The 21984-nt window shown below is 73.5% G+C and carries 19 protein-coding genes and 1 tRNA gene; 5 read left to right on the top strand and 15 right to left on the bottom strand.

Annotated features, from left to right (window positions below):
• Positions 1–167: 167 nt before the first annotated feature.
• Both ACIQ6R_RS21375 and ACIQ6R_RS21370 read left to right on the top strand, forming a co-directional pair.
• Positions 168–1208 (top strand): ATP-binding cassette domain-containing protein, encoded by a 1041-nt coding sequence (locus ACIQ6R_RS21375; RefSeq protein ID WP_404173073.1) that lies wholly within the window; start codon positions 168–170, stop codon positions 1206–1208.
• On the top strand, positions 1205–2053 hold the full coding sequence (locus ACIQ6R_RS21370) for an ABC transporter permease (protein ID WP_404222858.1): 849 nt from the start codon (positions 1205–1207) through the stop codon (positions 2051–2053). The genes ACIQ6R_RS21375 and ACIQ6R_RS21370 overlap by 4 nt, the downstream gene beginning before the upstream one ends.
• Before the next feature lie 27 nt (positions 2054–2080).
• Here ACIQ6R_RS21370 and ACIQ6R_RS21365 read toward each other — a convergent pair whose 3' ends face one another.
• The 6 genes from ACIQ6R_RS21365 to pdhA form a co-directional block, all read right to left on the bottom strand.
• On the bottom strand, positions 2081–3178 hold the full coding sequence (locus ACIQ6R_RS21365) for a potassium channel family protein (protein WP_404222857.1): 1098 nt from the start codon (positions 3176–3178) through the stop codon (positions 2081–2083).
• Positions 3175–4611: a molybdopterin molybdotransferase MoeA gene (locus ACIQ6R_RS21360; protein ID WP_404222856.1), complete on the bottom strand. Its 1437-nt coding sequence runs from the start codon at positions 4609–4611 to the stop codon at positions 3175–3177. The genes ACIQ6R_RS21365 and ACIQ6R_RS21360 overlap by 4 nt, the downstream gene beginning before the upstream one ends.
• On the bottom strand, positions 4611–5588 hold the full coding sequence (locus ACIQ6R_RS21355; RefSeq protein ID WP_404222855.1) for an NTP transferase domain-containing protein: 978 nt from the start codon (positions 5586–5588) through the stop codon (positions 4611–4613). The genes ACIQ6R_RS21360 and ACIQ6R_RS21355 overlap by 1 nt, the downstream gene beginning before the upstream one ends.
• 90 nt (positions 5589–5678) lie before the next feature.
• Complete coding sequence (locus ACIQ6R_RS21350) at positions 5679–7136, bottom strand: dihydrolipoamide acetyltransferase family protein (protein WP_404222854.1); 1458 nt, start codon at positions 7134–7136, stop codon at positions 5679–5681.
• A complete protein-coding gene (locus tag ACIQ6R_RS21345; RefSeq protein ID WP_404222853.1) occupies positions 7136–8140 on the bottom strand; it encodes an alpha-ketoacid dehydrogenase subunit beta in 1005 nt (334 codons plus the stop codon). Before ACIQ6R_RS21345 ends, ACIQ6R_RS21350 begins: the two co-directional genes overlap by 1 nt.
• Positions 8137–9300 (bottom strand): pyruvate dehydrogenase (acetyl-transferring) E1 component subunit alpha, encoded by a 1164-nt coding sequence (gene pdhA / locus ACIQ6R_RS21340; protein WP_404173053.1) that lies wholly within the window; start codon positions 9298–9300, stop codon positions 8137–8139. The genes ACIQ6R_RS21345 and pdhA overlap by 4 nt, the downstream gene beginning before the upstream one ends.
• Before the next feature lie 177 nt (positions 9301–9477).
• Here pdhA and ACIQ6R_RS21335 point away from each other — a divergent pair, with 177 nt between their 5' ends.
• Positions 9478–9996 carry an Lrp/AsnC family transcriptional regulator gene (locus tag ACIQ6R_RS21335; RefSeq protein WP_404222851.1) on the top strand — a complete coding sequence of 173 codons (519 nt, stop codon included), beginning with the start codon at positions 9478–9480 and terminating at the stop codon, positions 9994–9996.
• A gap of 34 nt (positions 9997–10030) precedes the next feature.
• Here ACIQ6R_RS21335 and ACIQ6R_RS21330 read toward each other — a convergent pair whose 3' ends face one another.
• Together ACIQ6R_RS21330 and ACIQ6R_RS21325 are read right to left on the bottom strand one after the other, a co-directional pair.
• Positions 10031–10660 (bottom strand): TetR/AcrR family transcriptional regulator, encoded by a 630-nt coding sequence (locus ACIQ6R_RS21330; RefSeq protein WP_404222850.1) that lies wholly within the window; start codon positions 10658–10660, stop codon positions 10031–10033.
• The gene (locus ACIQ6R_RS21325; RefSeq protein WP_404222849.1) at positions 10657–12171 is read right to left on the bottom strand and encodes a 3-hydroxyacyl-CoA dehydrogenase; all 1515 of its coding nucleotides are present in this window, start codon (positions 12169–12171) and stop codon (positions 10657–10659) included. Before ACIQ6R_RS21325 ends, ACIQ6R_RS21330 begins: the two co-directional genes overlap by 4 nt.
• A gap of 191 nt (positions 12172–12362) precedes the next feature.
• Between ACIQ6R_RS21325 and paaN the strand changes: the two genes are divergently transcribed.
• Positions 12363–14054 (top strand): phenylacetic acid degradation protein PaaN, encoded by a 1692-nt coding sequence (gene paaN, locus ACIQ6R_RS21320; protein WP_404222848.1) that lies wholly within the window; start codon positions 12363–12365, stop codon positions 14052–14054.
• Here paaN and ACIQ6R_RS21315 read toward each other — a convergent pair.
• The 6 genes from ACIQ6R_RS21315 to ACIQ6R_RS21290 all read right to left on the bottom strand — a co-directional run bounded on the left by ACIQ6R_RS21315 (position 14051) and on the right by ACIQ6R_RS21290 (position 20166).
• On the bottom strand, positions 14051–14869 hold the full coding sequence (locus tag ACIQ6R_RS21315) for a TrmH family RNA methyltransferase (protein WP_404222846.1): 819 nt from the start codon (positions 14867–14869) through the stop codon (positions 14051–14053). The genes paaN and ACIQ6R_RS21315 overlap by 4 nt on opposite strands.
• The gene (locus ACIQ6R_RS21310) at positions 14866–16155 is read right to left on the bottom strand and encodes an HTTM domain-containing protein (protein WP_404222845.1); all 1290 of its coding nucleotides are present in this window, start codon (positions 16153–16155) and stop codon (positions 14866–14868) included. Before ACIQ6R_RS21310 ends, ACIQ6R_RS21315 begins: the two co-directional genes overlap by 4 nt.
• The gene (locus ACIQ6R_RS21305) at positions 16152–17072 is read right to left on the bottom strand and encodes a DUF5819 family protein (protein WP_404222844.1); all 921 of its coding nucleotides are present in this window, start codon (positions 17070–17072) and stop codon (positions 16152–16154) included. The genes ACIQ6R_RS21310 and ACIQ6R_RS21305 overlap by 4 nt, the downstream gene beginning before the upstream one ends.
• Before the next feature lie 297 nt (positions 17073–17369).
• Entirely contained in the window at positions 17370–17699 is a 330-nt protein-coding gene (locus tag ACIQ6R_RS21300) for a rhodanese-like domain-containing protein (RefSeq protein ID WP_404223022.1), read from the bottom strand.
• A 49-nt stretch (positions 17700–17748) separates the two neighbouring features.
• The gene (locus ACIQ6R_RS21295; protein ID WP_404173032.1) at positions 17749–18600 is read right to left on the bottom strand and encodes a hypothetical protein; all 852 of its coding nucleotides are present in this window, start codon (positions 18598–18600) and stop codon (positions 17749–17751) included.
• A gap of 45 nt (positions 18601–18645) precedes the next feature.
• A complete protein-coding gene (locus ACIQ6R_RS21290; RefSeq protein WP_404222843.1) occupies positions 18646–20166 on the bottom strand; it encodes a DUF2252 domain-containing protein in 1521 nt (506 codons plus the stop codon).
• A 360-nt stretch (positions 20167–20526) separates the two neighbouring features.
• Between ACIQ6R_RS21290 and ACIQ6R_RS21285 the strand changes: the two genes are divergently transcribed.
• A complete protein-coding gene (locus ACIQ6R_RS21285) occupies positions 20527–21393 on the top strand; it encodes a carbohydrate-binding protein (RefSeq protein WP_404222842.1) in 867 nt (288 codons plus the stop codon).
• A 98-nt stretch (positions 21394–21491) separates the two neighbouring features.
• Here ACIQ6R_RS21285 and ACIQ6R_RS21280 read toward each other — a convergent pair.
• A tRNA-Leu gene (locus tag ACIQ6R_RS21280) sits at positions 21492–21578 on the bottom strand.
• Positions 21579–21984 lie beyond the last annotated feature (406 nt).

Raw genomic sequence — 21984 nt, 5'->3', positions numbered from 1 at the left:
GGGCCTCCGGTCGCGACGCCCTACGTCTCCCGGTCGCGGCGCTCTCGGACTTTGGGACCGTCCACCGGAAAATCCCTGTGCGCGACCGATGAGTTTGCGCGACGGTAAAGGTCTTCCCATGCGTAGCCCAAGAACGCGTAGCCAAGAACGCGGAAGGACCACCACCAATGAGCACGCACACGTCCGGACTCGCGATCGAGACCGCGGGACTGGTGAAGACGTTCGGCGAGACCCGGGCCGTGGACGGGGTGGACCTCGCGGTGCCCGCCGGCACGGTCTACGGCGTCCTCGGCCCGAACGGCGCCGGCAAGACCACCACGGTGAAGATGCTCGCCACCCTCCTGCGGCCGGACGGCGGCCAGGCACACGTCTTCGGCCACGACATCGTGCGCGAGGCCGACGAGGTGCGCAGCCGGGTGAGCCTCACCGGGCAGTACGCGTCCGTGGACGAGGACCTCACCGGCACCGAGAACCTGATCCTGCTGGGCAGGCTCCTCGGGCACGGCAAGACGGCCGCGCGGGAGCGGGGTGCCCAGCTGCTGGAGGCCTTCGGGCTGACGGACGCGGCGGCGAAGCAGGTCAAGCACTACTCCGGCGGCATGCGGCGGCGCATCGACATCGCCGCGTCCATCCTCAACACCCCCGACCTGCTCTTCCTCGACGAGCCGACGACCGGCCTCGACCCGCGCAGCCGCAACCAGGTGTGGGACATCGTGCGCGCGGTCGTCGCCCAGGGCACGACCGTGCTGCTGACCACGCAGTACCTGGACGAGGCCGACCAGCTGGCGTCCCGGATCGCCGTCATCGACAAGGGCAAGGTGATCGCCGAGGGCACCAAGGGCGAGCTGAAGGCGTCCGTCGGCGCCGGCACCGTCCATCTGCGGCTGCGGGACGCCGACCAGCGGCCCGAGGCGGAGCGGCTGCTGCGGGACCTGCTGGTCGCCGAGGTGCAGCTGGAGCCCGACCCGGTGGCGCTGACCGCGCGCCTCGGGGCGGCCGCGAGCGACACGGCCGCCGACCAGGCCGCCAAGGCGCTGGGCGAGCTGACCCGGGCCGGTGTCACCGTCGACAACTTCTCCCTGGGACAGCCCAGCCTCGACGAGGTCTTCCTGGCGCTGACCGGGCACGACACCGGCCAGAGCACCGCCGACGGCAACGAGACCGGCACCGGCACCGGCCCTGACACGAAGGACGAGGTGGCGGCATGAGCACGGCCACGAGCACCGAGAGCAAGGAACTCTCCGCGGTCAGCACCGAGTCGCTGGCGGCCCTGCTGGTCGCCAAGGAGCGCCCGCCCCGGCCCAGCGCCCTGTCCACGTCCCTGACCTTCGGTTGGCGCGCGATCCTCAAGATCAAGCACGTGCCGGAGCAGCTCTTCGACGTCACCGCCTTCCCGATCATGAACCTGCTGATGTTCACGTACCTCTTCGGCGGTGCGCTGGCGGGTTCGCCGAGCGACTACATCCAGTTCGTGCTCCCGGGCATCCTCGTGATGTCGGTCGTGATGATCACGATGTACACCGGGATCTCGGTGAACGTCGACATCGAGAAGGGCGTCTTCGACCGCTTCCGCTCGCTGCCGATCTGGCGGCCCTCGGCGATGGTCGGCTATCTCCTCGGCGACGCGCTGCGCTACACCATCGCGTCCGTCGTGATGCTCGCCGTGGGTCTGCTGCTCGGCTACCGGCCGGACGGCGGGTTCGGCGGTGTGGTCGCCGGGATCACGCTGCTGCTGCTGTTCTCGTTCGCCTTCTCGTGGATCTGGACGATGTTCGGGCTGATGCTGCGCACCGAGAAGTCGGTGATGAGCGTCAGCATGATGGTGATCTTCCCGCTCACCTTCCTGTCCAACGTCTTCGTCGACCCGAAGACGATGCCGGGCTGGCTGCAGGTGTTCGTCAACAACAGCCCGATCACCCACCTGGCGTCCGCCGTGCGCGGGCTGATGGCGGGCGACTGGCCCGGCGTCGAGATCGCTTGGACGCTCGGCTGGGCGGGTCTGCTCCTCCTGGTCTTCGGCCCGGTCACGATGCGGCTCTACAACCGCAAGTAGCCTCCGCGGTACGGGATCGGCACCCCGTCAGTCGCGGGGCAGCGGGCGGGCGTCGGGCGCCACATGGGTGGCCGGCGTCGCCCGCACGATCGTGATCAGTCGGTCCGTCAGCTCCAGTGCGCCGACGGCCGGATCGTCGTAGCCGAGCACCCGGTGCCCGCGTACGACGCTCACCACCAGGTCGTCCGTCTCGCGCGGCTTCCTGCCCACCTCGGCCTTTATGACCGGCCGCTCGACCAGGTCCAGCCCGCTGCCCTGGCTGATGAGGTCCTCCATGACCATGCCGGCGGCGGGGCTGAGCACGGAGAGCCCGAGCAGGCGGCCCGCGGCGCTGGCGCTGGTGATCACCGCGTCGGCGCCGGACTGCTTCAGCAGCGGCGCGTTCTCCTCCTCGCGGACCGCGACCACGATCTTCGCCCCGCGGTTGAGCTGCCGGGCCGTCAGCGTCACCAGTACGGCCGTGTCGTCGCGCTGGGTGGCGATGATGATCTGCTTCGCCCGGTACACCTCGGCGCGGTTCAGCACGTCGCTGCGCGTGGCGTCACCGACCACGCCCGCGTAGCCGTGGGCCGTCGCGGCCTCGATGGCCTTCCCGCTCGGGTCGACCACGACGACCTGCTCCTTGCGCAGCCCGGTCGCACAGACGGTCTGGATCGCCGACCGTCCCTTGGTACCGAAGCCGACGACGACGGTGTGATCGCGCAAGGTGGTCCTCCAGCGGGTCAGGCGCCACTCCTCCCGAGTGCGCTCGGTGAGGGCTTCCAGTGTGGTGCCGACCAGAATGATCAGGAACAGCACGCGCAGGGGTGTGATGACGAAGATGTTCGTCATCCGGGCGGCGTCGCTGACGGGGGTGATGTCGCCGTATCCGGTGGTGGAGAGGGTGACGGTGGCGTAGTAGAAGGCGTCGAGAAGGTCGACGGAGCCGTCGGAGTTGTCGCTGTAGCCGTCGCGGTCGCCGTAGACGATGAAAGCGGTCGCCACCAGGACTACCAAGGCGATGGAGAGCCGCTTGCCGACCTGACGGATCGGGTGCTCCACCAGCTTCCTCGGGAGTTTCACCCGATGAGTCACGAGGTGTTCGTCCGCCTGGCGGGCGATCGCGTCCTGGCCAGGAAGTTTCACGTGAAACACACTCCGATTCCGCCGGTGGTCCAGGGCAGGTCGAGCAGCTCGGCCTCCTGGCCCGGACGCGCCCCGCCCGGGGGTACGACGGCCAGGGCGTCGGCGACCGCGATGCCGCGCAGCATGGCCGGACCGTTGTAGTGCAGCGGCACGGCAGCGTCGCCGCGCAGCACGACGGGGACGAGCCGGGTGTCGTACGGGTGCCCGTGCACCGCGTCCCGCAGTGGCAGCGTGTACGGCTCGGGTGCCGGGCGGGCGGCGAGGGTGCGCAGCAGCGGCTCGGCGAGCGTCAGCAGCCCGGAGACGGCGGCGAGGGGGTTGCCGGGCAGGCCGACGAGGTGCTGGTCGTCCTTGAGCCGGGCCAGCAGCATCGGGTGGCCGGGGCGTACCTCGACGCCGTCCACGAGGAGTTCGGCGCCGATGCGGCTCAGGACCGGGTGGACGTGGTCGACCGGGCCCGCGGCGGTACCGCCGGTCGTGACGACCAGGTCGGCGTCGGAGGTGGTGACGGCCCGGTGCAGGGCCTCGGCGTCGTCCCCGATCCGGCGGACCGCGCGGACCTCGGCGCCCAGGGCACGCAGCCAGGGCGGCAGCATCGGGCCGAGCGCGTCCCGGATGAGGCCGTCGTGCGGCCGGCCCTCGGTGAGCAGCTCGTCGCCGAGGACGAGCACGTCGACGCGTGGGCGGGGGACCGCGGTGAGGGTGTCGTAGCCGGCGGCCGCCGCGAGGCCCAGCACGGCCGGCGTCACCAGGGTGCCGACGGGCAGCAACTGGTCGCCGCTGCGGCACTCCTGACCGCGCGGGCGGATGTCCTGGCCGTGGCCGACCTCCCGGGTCGCCTGCAGCCGGTCCCTGCCGTCCGTGCGGCCGTGCTCGGTGCGCAGTACGGCGGTGGTGTCCAGGGGAACGCGCGCGCCGGTGGCGATGCGGACGGCCGCGCCGTCGGTGAGGGGCGCGGGCTCCGCGTGGCCGGCCAGGACGCCCTCGTCGCGCACCGTCCAGGGACCCGGGCCGGCGACGGCCCAGCCGTCCATCGCGGAGGTGTCGAAGGAGGGCAGGTCGGTCAGGGCGGTGAGGGGCGCGGCCAGGGTGAGGCCCAGGGCCGCGTCGAGGGGCGCGGCGAGCGGGGGGCGGCGGGCGGCACGGACGGCGGCACGGGCGGCGCGCTCGGCGGCCGCCCGGGCTTCGGGCCAGGAGGTCGCGCGGTGGTGCGGGCCGTCCTGCTTGTGCGGGGCGCTGTGAGGCCCGTGGTGACTTTGGCGGCTGTGGTGACTTCGGTGACCGTGGTGTGCGCCGTGCGCGGGCGTCACCTCGTGCTCGTGGTCGCCGTGGCGCGCGCCGGACGGGCCGGGATTCTCCTTCACGAGGGCGAGCGCCTCCTCGACGTCGAGGTCTTCCGCCTCCTCGTCGGTCCGCGTGCCGTGGGGGGTCATCACGCGTCCGGGCGGGTGTCAGGGGTGGCGTCGGGAGCCACGTCGGGCTGGCCCGCCGCGGGGGCGGGCTCGGCGTCGGCGGCCTCCTCGGCCCAGCGCTGGGCGAGGGCGGCGGCCTTGCGGGCGGCCTCGGCGACGGCTTCGGGGCCTCCTTGCGCCCGCCCGGCCGCGTAACCGACGAGGAAGGTGGTCAGCGGGGCCGCGGGCCTGGCCACCCCGTGGGCGGCGTCCCGGGCGAGGTCGAGCAGAACGCCGGTGTCGACGTCGAGGTCGATGCCCAACTCGTCCTTGGCTGCGGTAATCCATTCGTCCAACACGTGACCATGCTCCCTGATGCGTGCCCTTGCGGTGGCGATGTCGTCCCAGGTGTCGCAGTCGAAGGAGGCGACGGCGTCCGGGACTCGGGTGAGGCGGAGCGCGCCGGTCAGCCGGCGCAGGGGAAGCCCGGTGAGGTCCGCCCGATCCGCCAGGTCCCGGGCGAGCGCGGCCAGTTCGCGGCGCAGCGCGGGCGCGCGATAGGCGGCGACGAGGGGCTGGTCGCGGCCGTCGGCGTCGGTGAGCAGCACGCCGTCGGCGTCGCTCGCGGCGAGGGCCGACAGCAGTCGTGCGACGGTGGGCCCGGCGAGGAACGGCAGGTCGGCGGAGACCACCACGACGTGCTCGGCCGTGGTGTGCCGCAGACCGGCGGCGAGGGCGGCGAGCGGTCCGCCGCCGGGCGGGTCCTCGCGTGCCCAGGTCACCGGGCGCGCGGTGGGCCGCGGGTCGGCGACCACGACGGTCGTCCGCGCTCCGGCGCAGGCGGCGAGCACCCGGTCCAGCAGCGCGCGACCGCCCACGCGGAGGCCGGGTTTGTCGGCACCGCCGAGCCGCCGCGCGGCCCCGCCGGCGAGCACGACGGCGTCGTACCCGTCGGGGGCCGGGCCCGGCGCGGGGCCGGTGCCGGCGCCGGGTTCACCGGAGGGCTCGTACGCGGTCACCCCCCGAGTATGCGTTGCCGGGCGATCACAGGGAACGCGGGGGACCCGCGAGATCGGAGTGTGCGCGCCGGCGTCGGCGCCGGGCCCCCGTCACAGGGTCCGCAGCAGCACCGCCGGCTGTTCCACGCAGTCCGCCACGTACCGCAGGAAACCGCCCGCCGTACCGCCGTCGCACACCCGGTGGTCGAAGGTGAGCGACAGCTGGACGACCTGACGCACCGCCAACTCGCCCTCGTGCACCCATGGCTTGGGGACGATGCGGCCGACGCCGAGCATGGCCGCCTCGGGGTGGTTGATGATCGGCGTGGAGCCGTCGACGCCGAACACTCCGTAGTTGTTCAACGTGAAGGTGCCGCCGGTCAGTTCACCGGGGGTCAGCCGGCCGTCCCGGGCCGCCTCGGTCAGCCGGGCGAACTCGGCGGTGAGCGACTCGGCGTCCCGGGCGTGCGCGTCCCGGACGACCGGCACGACCAGCCCCCGGTCCGTCTGCGCCGCGAAGCCGAGGTGGACGTGGTCGAACCGGACGACCTCGCGGGCCTCCGTGTCGACCGTGGAGTTCAGCTCCGGGAAGCGGGCCAGGGCGGCCGTGCAGATCCGGGCCAGCAGCGCGACCAGGGAGATCTTCGGCCCGCCCGCCGCGTTCATGGCCGTGCGGGCCCTCATCAGCTCGGTCGCGTCGGCGTCGACCCAGCAGGTCGCGTCCGGGATCTCGCGCCGGCTGCGGGAGAGCTTGTCGGCGACGGCGCCGCGGACGCCCTTGAGGGGGGTGCGGACACCGCCGGACCGGGCGGCGGAGGACACGGGTGCCGGTACCCGGGTGGTCTCGGCCTGTCCCTCCCGGGCCGCCGTACGGCCACCGTGCGCGGCGGCGGCACGCAGCGCGTACTCCACGTCCGCCCGGAGGATCAGCCCCTCCGGGCCGGAGCCGGTCAGCTCGCGCAGGTCCAGGTCGTTCTGCCGGGCCAGCCTGCGCACCAGCGGGGAGATGACGGGGACGGGGCCGTCCACCGGGTCCGCGGTACGGACCCGGCCGTTCATCCGTCCGGTCGCCGCCGCGGTGGACGTCTGCCGGTCCGGCCGTACCCGGCGCCGTCGCGCGGGCGCCTCGGAGGTGCCGTATCCGACGAGGACGTTGCCCGAGCCCTCGGCCTCGGCCGCCCCGGCCTCCTTCTTCGCCGCCCCGGCCTCCTCCGGCTTCGCCGCCTCGGCCGCCGGCTCCTCGGCTCGCGTCGGCTCCACCGCCTCGCCGCCGGTGCCCGCGTCCCGCGCCGGGAGGTCGGCGGCGCCCTCGCCCACCGCCACCGTCAGCAGCGGCGCTCCGACGGGCAGCTCCGAGCCCTCCTCGCCGAAGCGCGCGGTGACCACGCCCCCGTAGGGGCAGGGCACCTCGACCATCGCCTTGGCCGTCTCGACCTCGACGACCGGCTGGTCGACGGCGACGACGTCGCCGACCTCGACCATCCAGCGCACGATCTCCGCCTCGGTGAGCCCCTCACCGAGGTCGGGGAGCTTGAACTCCAGGCTGCGCCCCTCAGAAGCGTGTGCCATCAGCTTTCGGCCTCCCACTGCAGGCGCCCCACGGCGTCCAGGATCCGGTCCACACCGGGCAGGTGGTGACGCTCCAGCATCGGCGGCGGGTACGGGATGTCGAACCCGGCCACACGCAGCACCGGCGCCTCCAGGTGGTGGAAGCAGCGCTCCGTGACCCGGGCCGCGATCTCCCCGCCCGGGCCCCCGAAGGAACCCGACTCGTGGACGACGACCGCGCGTCCCGTCCGCCGCACCGAAGCGCACACCGTCTCGTCGTCGAACGGCACCAGGGAGCGCAGATCGACGACTTCGAGGTCCCAGCCCTCGGCCCGGGCCGCCTCGGCCGCCTCCATGCAGGCGACCAGCGACGGTCCGTACGTGATGAGTGTGGCGCTCCTGCCCGGGCGCCGCACCACCGCGCGGCCTGCCGGTTCAACGGGCGCCGGCTCCTCGGGGTTCCAGGCGTCCTTCGACCAGTACAGACGCTTGGGTTCGAGGAAGACCACCGGGTCGTCGGAGGCGATGGACTCGCGCAGCAGCCCGTAGGCGTCGGCGACGGTCGCGGGCGTGACGACATGGAGCCCCGGAGTCGCCATGTAGTACGCCTCGGACGAGTCGCTGTGGTGCTCGACGCCGCCGATGCCGCCGCCGTAGGGGACGCGGATGGTCAGCGGCAGGGGCATCCTGCCGCGGGTCCGGTTGCGCATCTTGGTGACGTGGCTGACGACCTGCTCGAACGCCGGGTAGGCGAAGGCGTCGAACTGCATCTCCACGACCGGGCGCAGCCCGTACATCGCCATGCCCACGGCCGTGCCGAGAATGCCGGCCTCGGCGAGCGGGGTGTCCGTGCAGCGTTCCTCGCCGAACTCCTCGGCGAGTCCGTCGGTGACCCGGAAGACGCCGCCGAGGGCGCCCACGTCCTCCCCCATGACGTGCACGCTCGGGTCGGCTGCCATGGCGTCGCGCAGCGCGCGCGTGAGGGCCTGCGCCATGGTGGCCGGCTTGACGGCGACGGTGGTCATCGGTGCCCCCCTTCGGACGCCCCGGCCGCGGAACCGGTCTCCGCCTCGGCCGCCAGCTCCGCCCGCAGCAGGTCACGCTGCTCACGCAGTTGCGGCGTGGGCTCGGCGTAGACGTGGGCGAACAGGTCCATGGGGTCGAGTTCCGGGTCGCGGTTCATGCGGGCGCGCAGGTCGGCGGCCATGGTCTCGGCGTCCTCGCGGGCGGCCCGCACGCCCTCCTCGTCGAGCAGGCCGCGCTCGGTCAGCTCCCGCTCCAGCAGCTCGATCGGGTCGTGCCCGCGCCAGGCCTCGACCTCGGCGTCGGCCCGGTAGCGCGTCGCGTCGTCGGCGTTGGTGTGCGCGTCGACGCGGTACGTCACCGCCTCCACCAGTGTGGGACCGCCGCCCGCGCGCGCGTGCCGCACGGCGTCGGACAGGACCTCGTGCACGGCGGCGGCGTCGTTGCCGTCGACCAGGCGGCCCGGCATCCCGTAGCCGACGGCCTTGTGGGCCAGCGACGGGGCGGCGGTCTGCTTGGCGAGCGGGACGGAGATCGCGAAGCCGTTGTTCTGCACGAGGAAGACGACCGGCGCCTGCCAGACGGCCGCGAAGTTCAGCGCCTCGTGGAAGTCGCCCTCGCTGGTGCCGCCGTCGCCGACCATGGCGAGCGCGACCACGTCGTCGCCCTTGAGCCGGGCGGCGTGCGCGAGGCCGACGGCGTGCGGCAGCTGGGTGGCGAGCGGCGTGGAGAGGGGCGCGACACGGTGCTCGTAGGGGTCGTAGCCGGTGTGCCAGTCGCCGCGCAGCAGGGTGAGGGCCTCGACGGGGTCGACGCCGCGGGCGACGACGGCGAGCGTGTCGCGGTAGCTGGGGAAGAGCCAGTCCCGCTCCTGAAGGGCCAGCGCGGCGGCGACCTCGCAGGCCTCCTGGCCGGTGCTGGAGGGGTAGACGGCCAGCCGGCCCTGCTTGGTCAGCGCCGTGGCCTGCGCGTTGTAGCGCCGGCCGCTGACCAGCCGGGCGTACAGCGTGCGCAGCAGCCCGGGGTCGGCGTGCTCGGCTGCCTTCGTGCCGAGGACGCGGTACGGCTCCGCGTCGGGCAGCAGCGGCGCGGGGTCGGTACGGGGCTGCCAGGCGGGCGGCGGTGTGGGCCGGTAAGCGCCCCGCTGCTCCATGACCGTCATGACGGCACCTCCTCCTCGTGGGAGCGGCTGTGGGCTCGCCACGGGTGTGACGGGCCTCACCTACCGATTGTTCGGTCGTCGGCACATTTTGGCTACAGGCGGCCCCAGGCTGTGGACAAACGGTTCTCCACAGCCTGAGATGGACGCAGTACGTCCATGGTAGGGAGGCGGGGGCGCATGGCATCTGAACAAATGGCCGAACGCCCGGAGGAAGCCGGCGGCCCGGACGACGCCGGCACCCCGCCGCCCTCGCGCCCGCTGGACGCCATCGATCAGGACATCCTGCGCATGCTCCAGGCGGACGGCCGCGCCTCGATACGCTCGGTCGCCGAGCGGGTGCACGTCTCGCGCGCGAACGCCTACGCGCGCATCAACCGGCTCGTCGAGGACGGCGTGATCCGCGGCTTCGGCGCCCGCGTCGACCACGAACGCGCGGGGCACGGCACCTCGGCCTACATCACTCTGAAGATCGTCCAGAACTCCTGGCGCACGGTCCGCGCGCAGTTGCGGCAGCTCCCCGGGGCCTCGCACATCGCCCTGGTGGGCGGCGACTTCGACGTCCTGCTGCTGGTGCACACCCCGGACAACCGCGCCCTGCGCGAACTGGTGCTGACCCGCCTCCAGGCCATCCCCGAGGTGCTCAGCACGCGCACCCTGCTGGTGTTCGAGACCGAGGACCTCGAACCGCAGAGCTGACCCGCCCGGCCGCTCACCAAGGCGCCTCGAGGCCTCAGGACGCCTTGCGCAGCCCTCCGAACACCAGCCGCGCCACCGCGTCGACCACTTCGCGCTCGCCCGCGCCGCCCCGGCCCTCGGGACCGCCGGAACCACCGGAACCACCGGAACCGTCGGGGCGGTACCACTCGACGATCGAGTTGATCATGCCGAAGACCAGGCGCGTCGCGAGCCGCACCTCGACGTCCGCGCGCACGTCCCCCTCGGCCGCCGCGGCCCTCAGCAGGTCGGCGACCCGGTGGTCGAACTCGCGCCGCCGCTCCAGCGCCCACCGCTCGGTGTCGGTGTTGCCGCGCACCCGCAGCAGCAGCGTGACGTACGGCAGTTCGGCCATGAGCACCTCGACCATGCGCCGCACGACGTACTCCAGCCGCTCGGCGGCCAACCCCACGCGCGCGTGCTCCTCGTCGAGGATCCCGAAGAGCTCGTCCAGCGCCCGGCTCACGGCCCGGCGCAACAGCTCCTCCTTGCCCGCGACGTGGTGGTAGATCGACGACTTGGAGATGCCGGCCGCCCTGGAGAGGTGCTCCATGGAGGTGCCGTCGTAGCCGCGCTCGATGAAGACCTGCACGGCGACGGAGAGCAGTGTCTCGGGCGTGTACGTGTCGCGCTTGGCGGTGGTCATGAGGGGGTGTCCTCCCCTGCGTCGGAGGCGTGCGCGTGGCGGTGGAGGGCCAGGGACGGGGCATGGCGCCCGGAGGGCTCGCGTTCGTGCAGCGCGCCGAGGAGCTCGTACACCCACCACAGGCCCAGCCGACGGCCCCACTCGACGGGCCCGAGCGGGTAGTTCACGCCGAGGCGCATCGCGGTGTCGACGTCCTCCGCCGAGGCCACGCCCCGGGCCACCGCGTCGTACGCCAGGTCGATGATCCGCGCGACCGTCCGCGCCACGATCATGCCGGGCACGTCGCCGACGACGCTGACCTTCTTGCCGAGCGCCTGGAACAGGCCGGTGGCCTCGGCGAGGGTGCGGGGCGAGGTGGTCCCGGCGGGGGCGAGGGCGACGCGGGTGGCCCGCCGGTAGTCGAGGGCGAGGTCGAAGTGGACGACGTCGCCGCGTTCGACCGAGGTCTGCCCGTCGGTGAGGTGGAGCCGGCCGCCGCCGGGCAGCACGAGCGACCCGCTGCCCCCGTCGTCCTCGCGGACCTCGATGCCCGCCGCACGGATCAGCGTGACCAGCTCGGCGGCCGGACCCAGGTCCCCCTCGGCGACGACATAGGCGGGCCGGTCGGCCGGTTCGGCGGTGTGCGGTTCGGGCCGCCCGGCGCCGTCCCGGTAGTCGTACCAGCCCTGCCCGCTCTTGCGGCCGAGCCGGCCGGACTCGACCAGGCGGCGCTGGGCCAGCGACGGCGTGAACCGCGCGTCCTGGAAGAACGCCTGCCACACGGAGTGCGTGACGGACTCGTTGACGTCCTGCCCGATGAGGTCGGTCAGCTCGAAGGCGCCCATCCTGAAGCCGCCCGATTCGCGCAGCACGGCGTCGATGGTAGCCGGGTCGGCGGCCCGCAGCTCGTGGACCGCGAGGGCCTCCGCGTAGAAGGGCCGGGCGACGCGGTTGACGACGAAGCCGGGGGTGTCCGCGCAGGCGACCGGGGTCTTTCCCCAGGCGCGGGCCGTCTCGTACGCGCGCGTGGCCGACGCGGGGTCGGTGGCGAACCCGGAGACCACCTCCACCAGCGGCAGCAGCGGCGCCGGGTTGAAGAAGTGCAGGCCGACGAAGCGGCCCGGGGCGCGGAGCGCGCCGCCGATGGCGGTGACGGACAGGGAGGAGGTGTTGGTGGCGAGCAGGCAGTCGTCGCCGACGACGTCCTCCAGCGCCCGGAACAGCTCCTGCTTGACGTCCAGGCGCTCCAGGACCGCCTCGGCGACGAGCGCGCAGTCGGCGAGGTCGGCGAGGGTCTCGGCGGGCCGGAGCCGGGCACGGGCCAGGTCCCGCTGCGCGCCGGTGAGCCGTTCCTTCTCGACGAGCCGGTCGAGCCGGGCGCCGATCGCGTCGGCCGCTTCCCGGGCCCGCCCGGGGACGGCGTCGTACAGCCGTACGGGGTGGCCCGCGACCAGCGCCACCTGGGCGATGCCCTGGCCCATGGTGCCGGTGCCGACGACGGCCACGGGGCTGCTGAGGTCGAGTGCTGTCATGTGCGCGATCCTCCCGCACGGGGTTTTCCACAGATGCGGCGGTCCCCCTTGTCCCGACCGATCGTTCGGTTACTCTAGCCGTGTCCGCCTGTTTCCGCCCAGGTTTCCCCCAGGTCCACGGATCGACGGAGAGTCGACGCGGCGTCGACAGCGAGCCGGAAGATCCGTGGCAGACGAGGAGTTGGTCCCGCATGGCCGCCGAACTCACCGCGCACCAGCTGATCGACCGGCACCGGCCGACCCTGGACCAGGCGCTGGAGACGATCCGCACGCGCGCGTACTGGTCCCCCCACCCCGAGCACCCCAAGGCCTACGGGGAGAACGGCAGCCTGGACATGGCCGCGGGCAAGGCCGCCTTCGACGCCCTGCTCGGCACCCGCCTCGACCTCGGCCAGCCCGGCACCGACGACTGGGTCGGCGGCGAGGTCTCCCCGTACGGCGTCGAGCTGGGCGTGGAGTATCCGCACGCCGACCTCGACGTGCTGCTGCCCGCCATGAAGGCCGGCCAGCGGGCGTGGCGGGACGCGGGCGCGGAGCTGCGCGCGATGGTCTGCCTGGAGATCCTCGGGCGGATCGCCGACCGGACCATGGAGTTCGCCCAGGCGGTCATGCACACCTCCGGACAGGCCTTCATGATGGCCTTCCAGGCGGGCGGCCCGCACGCGCAGGACCGCGGCATGGAGGCCGTGGCGTACGCGTACGTGGAGCAGGCCCGCACCCCCGACACGGCGGAGTGGACCAAGCCGCAGGGCAAGCGCGACCCGCTCGCGCTGACCAAGCAGTTCACGCCGGTCCCGCGCGGCATCGGCCTCGTCATCGGCTGCAACACCTTCCCGACCTGGAACGGCTACCCGGGCCTGTTCGCCTCCCTCGCCACCGGCAACGCGGTCCTGGTCAAGCCCCACCCGCGCGCGGTGCTGCCCCTCGCGCTCACCGTGCGGGTGGCCCGCGACGTCCTCACCGAGGCCGGCTTCGACCCGAACCTGGTCGCGCTGGCCGCCGAGCGCCCCGGCGAGGGCATCGCCAAGACCCTGGCGACCCGCCCCGAGATCCGGATCATCGACTACACCGGCTCCACCTCCTTCGGCGACTGGCTGGAGGCCAACGCCCGCCAGGCCCAGGTCTTCACCGAGAAGGCCGGCGTCAACACGGTGATCGTCGACTCCACCGACGACTACAAGGGAATGCTCGCCAACCTGGCCTTCTCCCTCTCCCTCTACAGCGGCCAGATGTGCACCACCCCGCAGAACCTGCTGATCCCCCGCGACGGCATCCGCACCGACCAGGGCCCCAAGACCTACGACGAGGTGACCGCCGACCTGGCGCGCGCCGTCGACGGGCTCCTCGGCGACGACGCCCGCGCGAACGCCCTGCTCGGCGCGATCGTCAACCCGGACGTCAAGGCCCGCCTGGAGGCCGCCGCCGGCCTCGGCGAGGTCGCCCTGGCCTCCCGCGAGGTGACCAACCCGGACTTCCCGGACGCGGTCGTGCGCACCCCGGTGATCGTCAAGCTGGACGGTGCCAAGCCCGACGACGAGGCCGCCTACACCAGCGAGTGCTTCGGCCCGGTCTCCTTCGCCGTCGCCGTCGACTCCGCGACCCACGCCGTGGACCTGCTGCGCCACAGCATCCGGGAGAAGGGCGCGATGACGGTGGGCGCCTACACGACCGACGCGGAGGTCGAGCGGTCCGTGCAGGAGGCCTGCCTGGAGGAGGCGGCCCAGCTGTCCCTCAACCTCACGGGCGGGGTGTACGTCAACCAGACGGCCGCCTTCTCCGACTTCCACGGCTCGGGCGGCAACCCGGCGGCCAACGCCGCCCTGTGCGACGGCGCGTTCGTGGCCAACCGCTTCCGGGTGGTGGAGGTCCGCCGACAGGCCTAGGGGGTATCGCCCCCGGGCCTGTCCTGGGAGCCCTGGACCGCGCCCCCGGTGGCGCTCCAGTGGTACAGCGTCATGGCCACACTGGTCGCGAGGTTGTAGCTGGAGACCTGGGGGCGCATCGGCAGCGCCACCAGGTGGTCGGCACGCGCGCGCAGCTCCCGCGACAGCCCGCTGCGCTCCGAGCCGAACGCGAGCAGCGCGTCGTCCGGCAGCCTCAGCCCGCGGATGTCCCCGCCCTCCGGGTCCAGCGCGAACACCGGGCCCGGCGGCAGCTCCCCGACGTCCAGCCGCTCCACGGCGGTCGCGAAGTGCAGCCCCGCCCCACCGCGCACCACCGTGGGATGCCACGGATCGAGCGTGCCCGTGGTGACCACACCGGTCGCCGCGAAACCGGCGGCCAGCCGGATCACCGCCCCCGCGTTGCCGAGGTTGCGCGGCTGGTCGAGGACCACGACGGGCGTACGGCGGGGCGTGTGCGCCAGCGCCCGCAGGTTGGCCGTACGCGAGGGCCGTACGGCCAGGGCGGCCACGGCGGTGGGGTGCGGGCGCGGAACGAGGGAGGCGTACGTCTCCCGCGGCACTTCCGCCAGCAGGGCGTCCATGGCGTCCCGTACGTCGGGCGCCAGCTCCTCGGCGAGGGCCAGGGCAGCCGCGCGGTCGCCGGTGACGGCCACCGGAACCTCGGCGCCGAAACGCAGCGCGTGCTTGAGCGCGTGGAACCCGTCGAGCAGCACGCACGCTCCGGCGTGCCGACGCCAGACGGCCAGCGGGTCGGCGTCGGGGTCGAGGGTTGGTCCTGGGCCTGGGCCGGTCATGTCCGGAAGCCTACGTGCGTGAGGCCGGGGTCCTTGTCGCTCTCCGCGACCTCCCGGGAGCGGGGCCCGGGCACCGCCGCCGTACGGCCGTCACCACCGCCCCCACCACCGCCGCCGCCACCACCGCCGCCGCCACGCCCGCCCGGCAGTCGGCCCAGCAGCCCGGCACGCGCGCGTGCCGCCCAGCCGCCCAGCCGGCGCAGGAAGGAGGTCGGCAGGAAGACCGCGTCCGCGGCGATCATCGCCAGCGAGAAGAACGGCAGCCCCAGCACCACGGCGATCACCGCGTGCTCGGTCATCATGGCGGCCAGCAGCACGTTCTTGACCCGCCGGTTGAACAGCGTGAACGGGAACGCGACCTGCACGGCGACCGTGCCGTAGGTGATGAGCATGACCATCGTGCCGTTGGCGGCCAGCGCGTCGGAGAGCGCGGGCCAGGGCGAGAAATAGTCCAGGTGCAGCGGGTAGTAGACCGCGGTGCCGTCCTGCCAGCGCGAGCCCTGGATCTTGTACCAGCCCGCGGTCGCGTAGATCAGACACGCCTCGGCCATGATCACGACCAGCGCGCCGTTGTGCACGGTGTTGGTGACCACGTCGAGCAGGATCCGCGGCTGACCGCTCCCGGCACCGCGTCCCGCGGCCCACCACAGGCCCTGCGCGACCCACACGGCCCACAGCAGGGCCGGGACGAGCCAGTCGCCGTCCAGCCCGCCCGCCAGGGTCACCGTGAGCAGCACGAAGCCGAACACGCACCACAGCACCGGCCCGACCCGGTCCACGACACGCTCCCCACGCGCGCGTGCCTCGTCCGCACGCCGCGCCCGGCGCACGTCCAGCGACCAGACCTGGCCGCAGCGCGTGAGGACCAGGTAGATGCTCATCAGGTGCAGGACGTTGTCGCCGCCGTCACCCATGAACACGCTGCGGTTCTGCAGCGAGAGCACGCCGACCATGAAGAGGACGGACATGGTGCGGGTCCGCCAGCCCAGCAGAAGCAGCACGCTGCTCAGGACGGCCAGCGCGTAGACGAGCTCGAACCAGGTCCGCCCGTCGGACCACATCAGCGCCGTGAAGGCGCCGTTGTCCGCGATCAGCTGCTCGGCGAGGTCGTGTCCCCAGGGACTCTCGGGGCCGTACAGCTCGCTGCGGTGGGGCAGTTCGCGCAGCAGGAAGAGCAGCCAGGTGGCGCTGAAGCCGATGCGGATCACGGCGGTCTGGTACGGGCCGAGCGCGGCGCCGGTGACGCGGGCGAGGCCGCGGGAGACCGAGAGGGCGATGCCGTTCACGCGGCGTCCCCCTCCTTCTCACGGGCAGCCACCGGCCACCAGGGCAGCTCACGGTAGGTCGGCCGGTCGGAGACCTTCTCACCGCTCCAGGAAGGCGGCTCCACGTTGGTGGTCCGGGAACGGTACTGGACGCGCTCGACGGCACCGTCCGGACCGGCGGCGTCGTTCCGGTCCAGGCGCAGGACCGCGATGCGCCGCAGGTAGGTCTCGGACAACGTGCCCCGCAGGCCCACCGCGCGGTCGTCGGAGTCGTGGGTGGCGACGAAGAAGTCCCAGGCCCGGCGGAGCTCGTTCTGCTGGGTGTGGCTCGGCAGCGGATTGCCGTCGATACTCCGGCCGTCCTCGGCGGACAGGTCGTACCAGCCGGTCGTGCGTATCGCGCCGTCCGCCGTGCTCACCTCCGCGCGGAGCTGGACGGAGACGTTCTGCTGGAGCGGGTTGGGCGCGAAGAGCTTCCAGTTCTGTTCGAACTCCGGGAAGACCCACTCGTCCACCACCTCGCCGTGCTGCTTGGTGAGGGTGTTCGACGGTGCCACGTGCAGGAACACCAGGCCTATGTGGGCGCAGACGGCGACGGCGACGACCGCGAGGGCGACCACGGCAGCGACCTGGTAGCGCGGGGAGAGCGCGGAGAGACCGGTGCGGGGCGCCGTCGTCGCCTGGCGGGGCTCCGCGGTGACCGCACGGGCGTCGGCTCCGTCGGCCTCTTCACGGCCGCCGTCCGTCCCGACGGAGGTCTCCGGCTGATCCGGCAGATCCGGCAGATCTTGCCGGTCCGGCTGATCCGGCTGATCCACCAGACTCGGCTGATCCACCAGACTCGGGTGATCCTTCCGGTCGGGACGGTCCGGTGCGCCCTGGCCCCCCTCCCGGTCCCGCCCCTGCCGGGCGTCCGAGCCTGTGTCGTACGCGTCCATTCCGCCCCGTTCCGGTCCCGATCCTCGTTCCGCCCGCCCCACCGCGAGGGGCGGGCCCCCCGCGCCGCTCGTGCGGCTGCTCGGCAGCGTTCGAACGGGAACGGTACTCAGGACCGTCCGCCCGCACAGCCCCCGACGGACCGGCCGCACCGTGGCCGTCACCACATCGTCACCGCGCGGCAGCGCCCGCGGTGACACGGAGACGGTCCGGAGACGGTCCGGAGACAGCCCCGAGACGACGTGGAGCCCGGCCCGGTGGCCCGCCCCGGACGCGACCCGGACACGACCCGATCGGCCCTAGAGAACGTGCCCCGGCTCGCCCTTCCCGTCCACCACGGGACGGCCGGCCGCGGCCCACACCTGCATGCCGCCGTCGACGTTCACGGCGTCGATGCCCTGCTGGGCCAGATACATGGTGACCTGGGCCGAGCGACCGCCGGAACGGCAGATCACGTGGATCCGGCCGTCCTGCGGCGCTGCCTCGGTCAGCTCACCGTACCGGGCCACGAACTCGCTGATGGGAATGTGCAGTGCCCCGGCGGCATGGCCCGCCTGCCACTCTTCGTCCTCGCGGACGTCCAGCAGGAAGTCGCCGTCCTTGAGGTCCGTGACCTCGACCGTGGGCACACCAGCTCCGAAACTCATGCCCCCGACGCTACCGGAGCCCCCGCCCGGCTCAGTCCCGCCCGAGCGCCGCCGCCAGTTCGGCCTCCCGCTCCCGCACCTGGGCCGCCAGCTGCTCGGCGATCTCCTCCAGCAGCCGGTCGGGGTCGTCCGGGGCCAGCCGGAGCATGCCGCCGATCGCGCTCTCCTCCAGCTCCTTGGCGAGCAGCGTGAGCATTTCCTTGCGCCGGTCGAGCCATTCGAGGCGGGCGTACAGCTCCTCGCCGCGGCTCGGGCGCCGCTCGGGCGCCGGACCGGCGGCCCACTCCTCGGCCAGCTCCCGCAGCCGGCCCGCGTCGCCACGGGCGTAGGCGGCGTTGACCCGGGTGATGAACTCCTCGCGCCGGGCCCGCTCCGCCTCCTCCTGCGCCAGGTCGGGGTGGGCCTTGCGGACCAGCTCGCGGTAGAGCTTGCGGGCCTCCTCACCGGGCCGCACCCGCTGCGGGGGGCGTACCGCCTGGTCCGTGAGCATCGCCGTGGCCTCCGGGAACAGCCCGTCCCCGTCCATCCAGCCGTTCAGCAGTTCCTCGACCCCGGGAATCGGCATCAGCCGGGCCCGTGCCTCGGCGGCCCGGCGCCGGTCGTCGGCGTCGCCGGTGCGGGCGGCCCTGGCCTCCAGGATCTGCGCCTCCAGCTCCTCGAGCCGCGCGTACACCGGGCCGAGCCGCTGTTCGTGCAGCCGGGAGAAGTTCTCGACCTCCACGCGGAAGGTCTCCAGCGCGATCTCGTACTCGATGAGTGCCTGCTCGGCGGCCCGTACGGCCTGTTCCAGCCGTTCCTCGGGACGCGGCGCACCGTCCTCGGGCGTCGCCACCGGCTCCGCACCGGCGCCGCCACCACCCTGCTCAGCTTCCGGGGTCGTCACCCGACCAGCGTAGGCCACAGCCCGCCCGGTACCGCCCGGCCGGCGTCACACCCCCAGTTCCGCCGCGATCCGCCCCGCCCGCACCGCGTCCACCAGCTCCGCGTGGTCCGCCTCCGTACGGTCGGCGTAGGCCACGGCGAAGGCGGACACCGCCTCGTCCAGCTCGTCGTTCTTGCCGCAGTAGCCCGCGATGAGCCGCGGGTCGGCGCTGTGCGCGTGGGCGCGGGCCAGCAGGGCGCCGGTCATGCGGCCGTAGTCGTCCATCTGGTCGGCGGCCAGGGCGGTGGCGTCGACGCTGCCCTTGCGGTTGCGGAACTGCCGCACCTGGAACGGCCGCCCGTCGACCTCCGTCCAGCCCAGCAGCATGTCGCTGACCACCTGCATCCGCTTCTGCCCCATGACCACCCGGCGCCCCTCGTGCGCGACCTCGGGGGCGTCGAAGCCGACGGCCGCCAGGTGAGGAAGCAGCGCGGAGGGCCTGGCCTCCTTCACCTGGAGCACGAGCGGTTCGCCGCGGTGGTCCAGGAGCAGCACGACGTACGACCGCGTGCCCACGCTGCCGGTGCCGACGATCCGGAAGGCGACGTCCTGCACCGCGTACCTGGCCAGCAGCGGGAGCCGGTCCTCGGAGAGCGTGGCCAGGTACGGCTCCAGGGCGGCCGCGACGCCCGCCGCCTCGGTGTCCGTCACCCGGCGCAGCACCGGCGGGGCGTCGGCGAAGCGCCGGCCGCCGTCCTCGGTGGGCTCGGTCGACCTGGCGGCGAAGCGCCCGCTGGTGTTGGCCCGCGCCTTCTCGCTCACCCGCTCCAGCGTGCCGAGCAGGTCGTGGGCGTCGGTGTGCGAGACGAGTTCCTCGTCCGCGATGGCGTTCCAGGCGTCCAGCGCGGGGAGCTTCGCCAGCAGCCGCATGGTGCGCCGGTAGGCGCCCGCCGTGTCGTGGGCGGCCTCGCGGCAGGTGTACTCGTCGGCACCGGCCTCCCGGCCCGCGAGGACGATCGAGGTGGCGAGCCGCTTGAGGTCCCACTCCCAAGGGCCGTGGACGGTCTCGTCGAAGTCGTTCAGGTCGATGACCAGGCCGCCGCGGGCGTCACCGTAGAGACCGAAGTTGGCGGCGTGCGCGTCGCCGCAGATCTGGGCGCCGATCCCCGTCGTCGGCGTACGCGCCAGGTCGTACGCCATCAGCCCCGCCGACCCGCGCAGGAAGGCGAACGGGGTGGCGGCCATCCGCCCCACCCGTATCGGGGTGAGCCCGGGGATCCGGCCGCGGTTGGACTCCTCGACCGCGCTCACCGCGTCCGGCCGGGAGGCGTCCAGCGGGAGGACGGCGTGCGCGGACCGCGGAACACGCGTGCGCAGCGCCTTGCCGTCCGCCTTCGGCGAGCCACCGACGGGCCACCGCGCGAACCCCGGCACGACCGGCACCCGCACACCCCCCGCCCCGTCCGTACCGGCCCGCGCCCCCGCCGCAGCCTCCGCGTCCGTGCCGACCCCCGCCCCCGCGTCCGTGCCCGCACGCACCCGCGCAGTCGCCTCCGCCGCCGCAGCCCCCGCAGTCGCCTCGGTCATCCCGGCCGTCCTCCCCGTACTCGTACCCGTGCCGTGCCCGTGCCCGTATCCGCGCCGCGCCCGTCCCCGGGCGCCGACGCGCCACGACCGTACCCCCGGGCGAACCGCCCGTACACGGCCCCGTCCGCCCCCGCCCCGCCGCCCGCATAACGCCGGGCAGGGGGCGGAACAGGAGGTGCCCGGACCCCCGCCGACGCGCTTACGGTTTCGAGCGATCACCACGGAGCGCGCCCGCCGAAGCAACGACAGCAGCCTGCCCCGCGCCGGCGGGCGCGCTCCCTGTCCCCGACGTCCCGGATGTCGCACGTCCCGTCCAGCTCCCCCAGGGACCACCCCCACCGAGGAGACAGAGGAGCCGCCATGACCTCCGACACCCCCACCACCCCCGACGAACCCGGGACCGGCACCACCGCCGACCGCGCCGTCAGCCGCAAGACGTTGCTCAGGGCGGCCGTCGCCGCCGGCGCCGCCGTCCCGCTGCTCGCCACCGGCTCCCTCGCGCTCGCCCGGGACGCCGCCCGCTCCTCCACCGGCAGGCCCCTGTCGCCGACGCCCTACTGCGATGACGGCGACGACCCGACGCCCGACCAGATGGAGGGCCCCTACTTCAAGCCGAACTCCCCGCTGCGCACCAACCTGGTGACACCCGGCACCGCCGGCACCCGGCTGACCGTCAGCGGCTACGTCTTCGGCCGCAACTGCGTTCCGCTGTCCGGCGTGCTCCTCGACTTCTGGCAGGCCGACAATGCCGGCGCCTACGACATGGCCGGGTACACCTTCCGCGGCCACCAGTTCACCGACGCCACGGGCGCGTTCTCGCTCGGGACGATCGTTCCCGGCCTCTATCCGGGCCGTACCCGGCACATCCACGTCAAGGCACAGGCACCCGGCCGCCCCGTACTGACCACCCAGCTGTACTTCCCCGGCGAGCCCCGCAACAGCACGGACGCCCTTTTCGACCCGGCGCTGCTGATGAACGTCCGCGGCGCCGGCGGCGGCAAGGAGGCGAGCTTCGACTTCGTCCTGAACGTGGACGGCGCCCCGGGCCCCGACCCCACCGACCCGCCGACCGACCCGCCGGGCGGCACCTGGGCGACCGGCCGCTCCTACGCCGCCGGCGACGCGGTCACGTACGGCGGCGGCTCCTACCGCTGCCTCCAGGGGCACACCTCGATGGCGGGCTGGGAGCCGCCCAACGTGCCGGCCCTGTGGCGCCGCGCGTCCTGAGACCTTGCTCACAGCGCACCACTACCCCACGGGGCCCCACGGCGCTGTGCCCGAGCATGCGGAAGCCCCCCAGGTCCGAGACCTGGGGGGCTTCCGGCTGGTGCGCGAGGGGGGAGTTGAACCCCCACGCCCTTTCGGGCACTGGAACCTGAATCCAGCGCGTCTGCCTATTCCGCCACCCGCGCATTGGGTGTGTCCTCGGGGCCTTTCCTTGCGGTCCGGCGCCTTCCGACACGAGAACATTAGCACGCTGGAACGGGTGGATTCACATCCCTTTCCGGGCGGGGCAGGCCGCGGACAGGGGCCCGGAGAGCAGGGCGCCCGCCCTCCTTCGGGCACCCGGGCACTCGTACCGACCCGTGTCCGTTCACGTATCAACCTCGTACCGGTCCGGCCCGTCTCCCCAGGAGCCGGTAGGGGTCCGCGGTCAGGTGCGGGACACTGGTCTGCGGCCGCCTCTACGATCCTGGGCATGAGTACCCGCGGGAGAGCATCCCGAAGGACCCCGAGAGTTCGAAGGGGGGCTCCGGCGGGAACTCCGAGAGGCGTCGACACCCGTCGACCGGGCCGACAGGGGGAACCAGCCGATCG

Source organism: Streptomyces sp. NPDC096048, assembly GCF_044763415.1.
In the GTDB taxonomy this organism is placed as follows: domain Bacteria; phylum Actinomycetota; class Actinomycetes; order Streptomycetales; family Streptomycetaceae; genus Streptomyces.
The sequence above is the reverse complement of the archived record's forward strand: the minus strand, read 5'-3'. Positions and strand labels throughout refer to the sequence as shown.

What these genes read in the sequence shown, in the direction of transcription:
- ACIQ6R_RS21375 (WP_404173073.1), top strand. Translation starts at nt 168, where the DNA reads ATGAGCACGCACACGTCCGGACTCGCGATCGAGACCGCGGGACTGGTG.
- ACIQ6R_RS21360 (WP_404222856.1), bottom strand. Translation starts at nt 4,611, where the DNA reads ATGACCCCCCACGGCACGCGGACCGACGAGGAGGCGGAAGACCTCGAC.
- ACIQ6R_RS21330 (WP_404222850.1), bottom strand. Translation starts at nt 10,660, where the DNA reads ATGACCACCGCCAAGCGCGACACGTACACGCCCGAGACACTGCTCTCC.
- ACIQ6R_RS21335 (WP_404222851.1), top strand. Translation starts at nt 9,478, where the DNA reads ATGGCATCTGAACAAATGGCCGAACGCCCGGAGGAAGCCGGCGGCCCG.
- ACIQ6R_RS21315 (WP_404222846.1), bottom strand. Translation starts at nt 14,869, where the DNA reads ATGACCGGCCCAGGCCCAGGACCAACCCTCGACCCCGACGCCGACCCG.
- ACIQ6R_RS21350 (WP_404222854.1), bottom strand. Translation starts at nt 7,136, where the DNA reads ATGGCACACGCTTCTGAGGGGCGCAGCCTGGAGTTCAAGCTCCCCGAC.
- ACIQ6R_RS21305 (WP_404222844.1), bottom strand. Translation starts at nt 17,072, where the DNA reads ATGGACGCGTACGACACAGGCTCGGACGCCCGGCAGGGGCGGGACCGG.
- ACIQ6R_RS21290 (WP_404222843.1), bottom strand. Translation starts at nt 20,166, where the DNA reads ATGACCGAGGCGACTGCGGGGGCTGCGGCGGCGGAGGCGACTGCGCGG.
- paaN (WP_404222848.1), top strand. Translation starts at nt 12,363, where the DNA reads ATGGCCGCCGAACTCACCGCGCACCAGCTGATCGACCGGCACCGGCCG.
- ACIQ6R_RS21345 (WP_404222853.1), bottom strand. Translation starts at nt 8,140, where the DNA reads ATGACCACCGTCGCCGTCAAGCCGGCCACCATGGCGCAGGCCCTCACG.
- pdhA (WP_404173053.1), bottom strand. Translation starts at nt 9,300, where the DNA reads ATGACGGTCATGGAGCAGCGGGGCGCTTACCGGCCCACACCGCCGCCC.
- ACIQ6R_RS21370 (WP_404222858.1), top strand. Translation starts at nt 1,205, where the DNA reads ATGAGCACGGCCACGAGCACCGAGAGCAAGGAACTCTCCGCGGTCAGC.
- ACIQ6R_RS21325 (WP_404222849.1), bottom strand. Translation starts at nt 12,171, where the DNA reads ATGACAGCACTCGACCTCAGCAGCCCCGTGGCCGTCGTCGGCACCGGC.
- ACIQ6R_RS21285 (WP_404222842.1), top strand. Translation starts at nt 20,527, where the DNA reads ATGACCTCCGACACCCCCACCACCCCCGACGAACCCGGGACCGGCACC.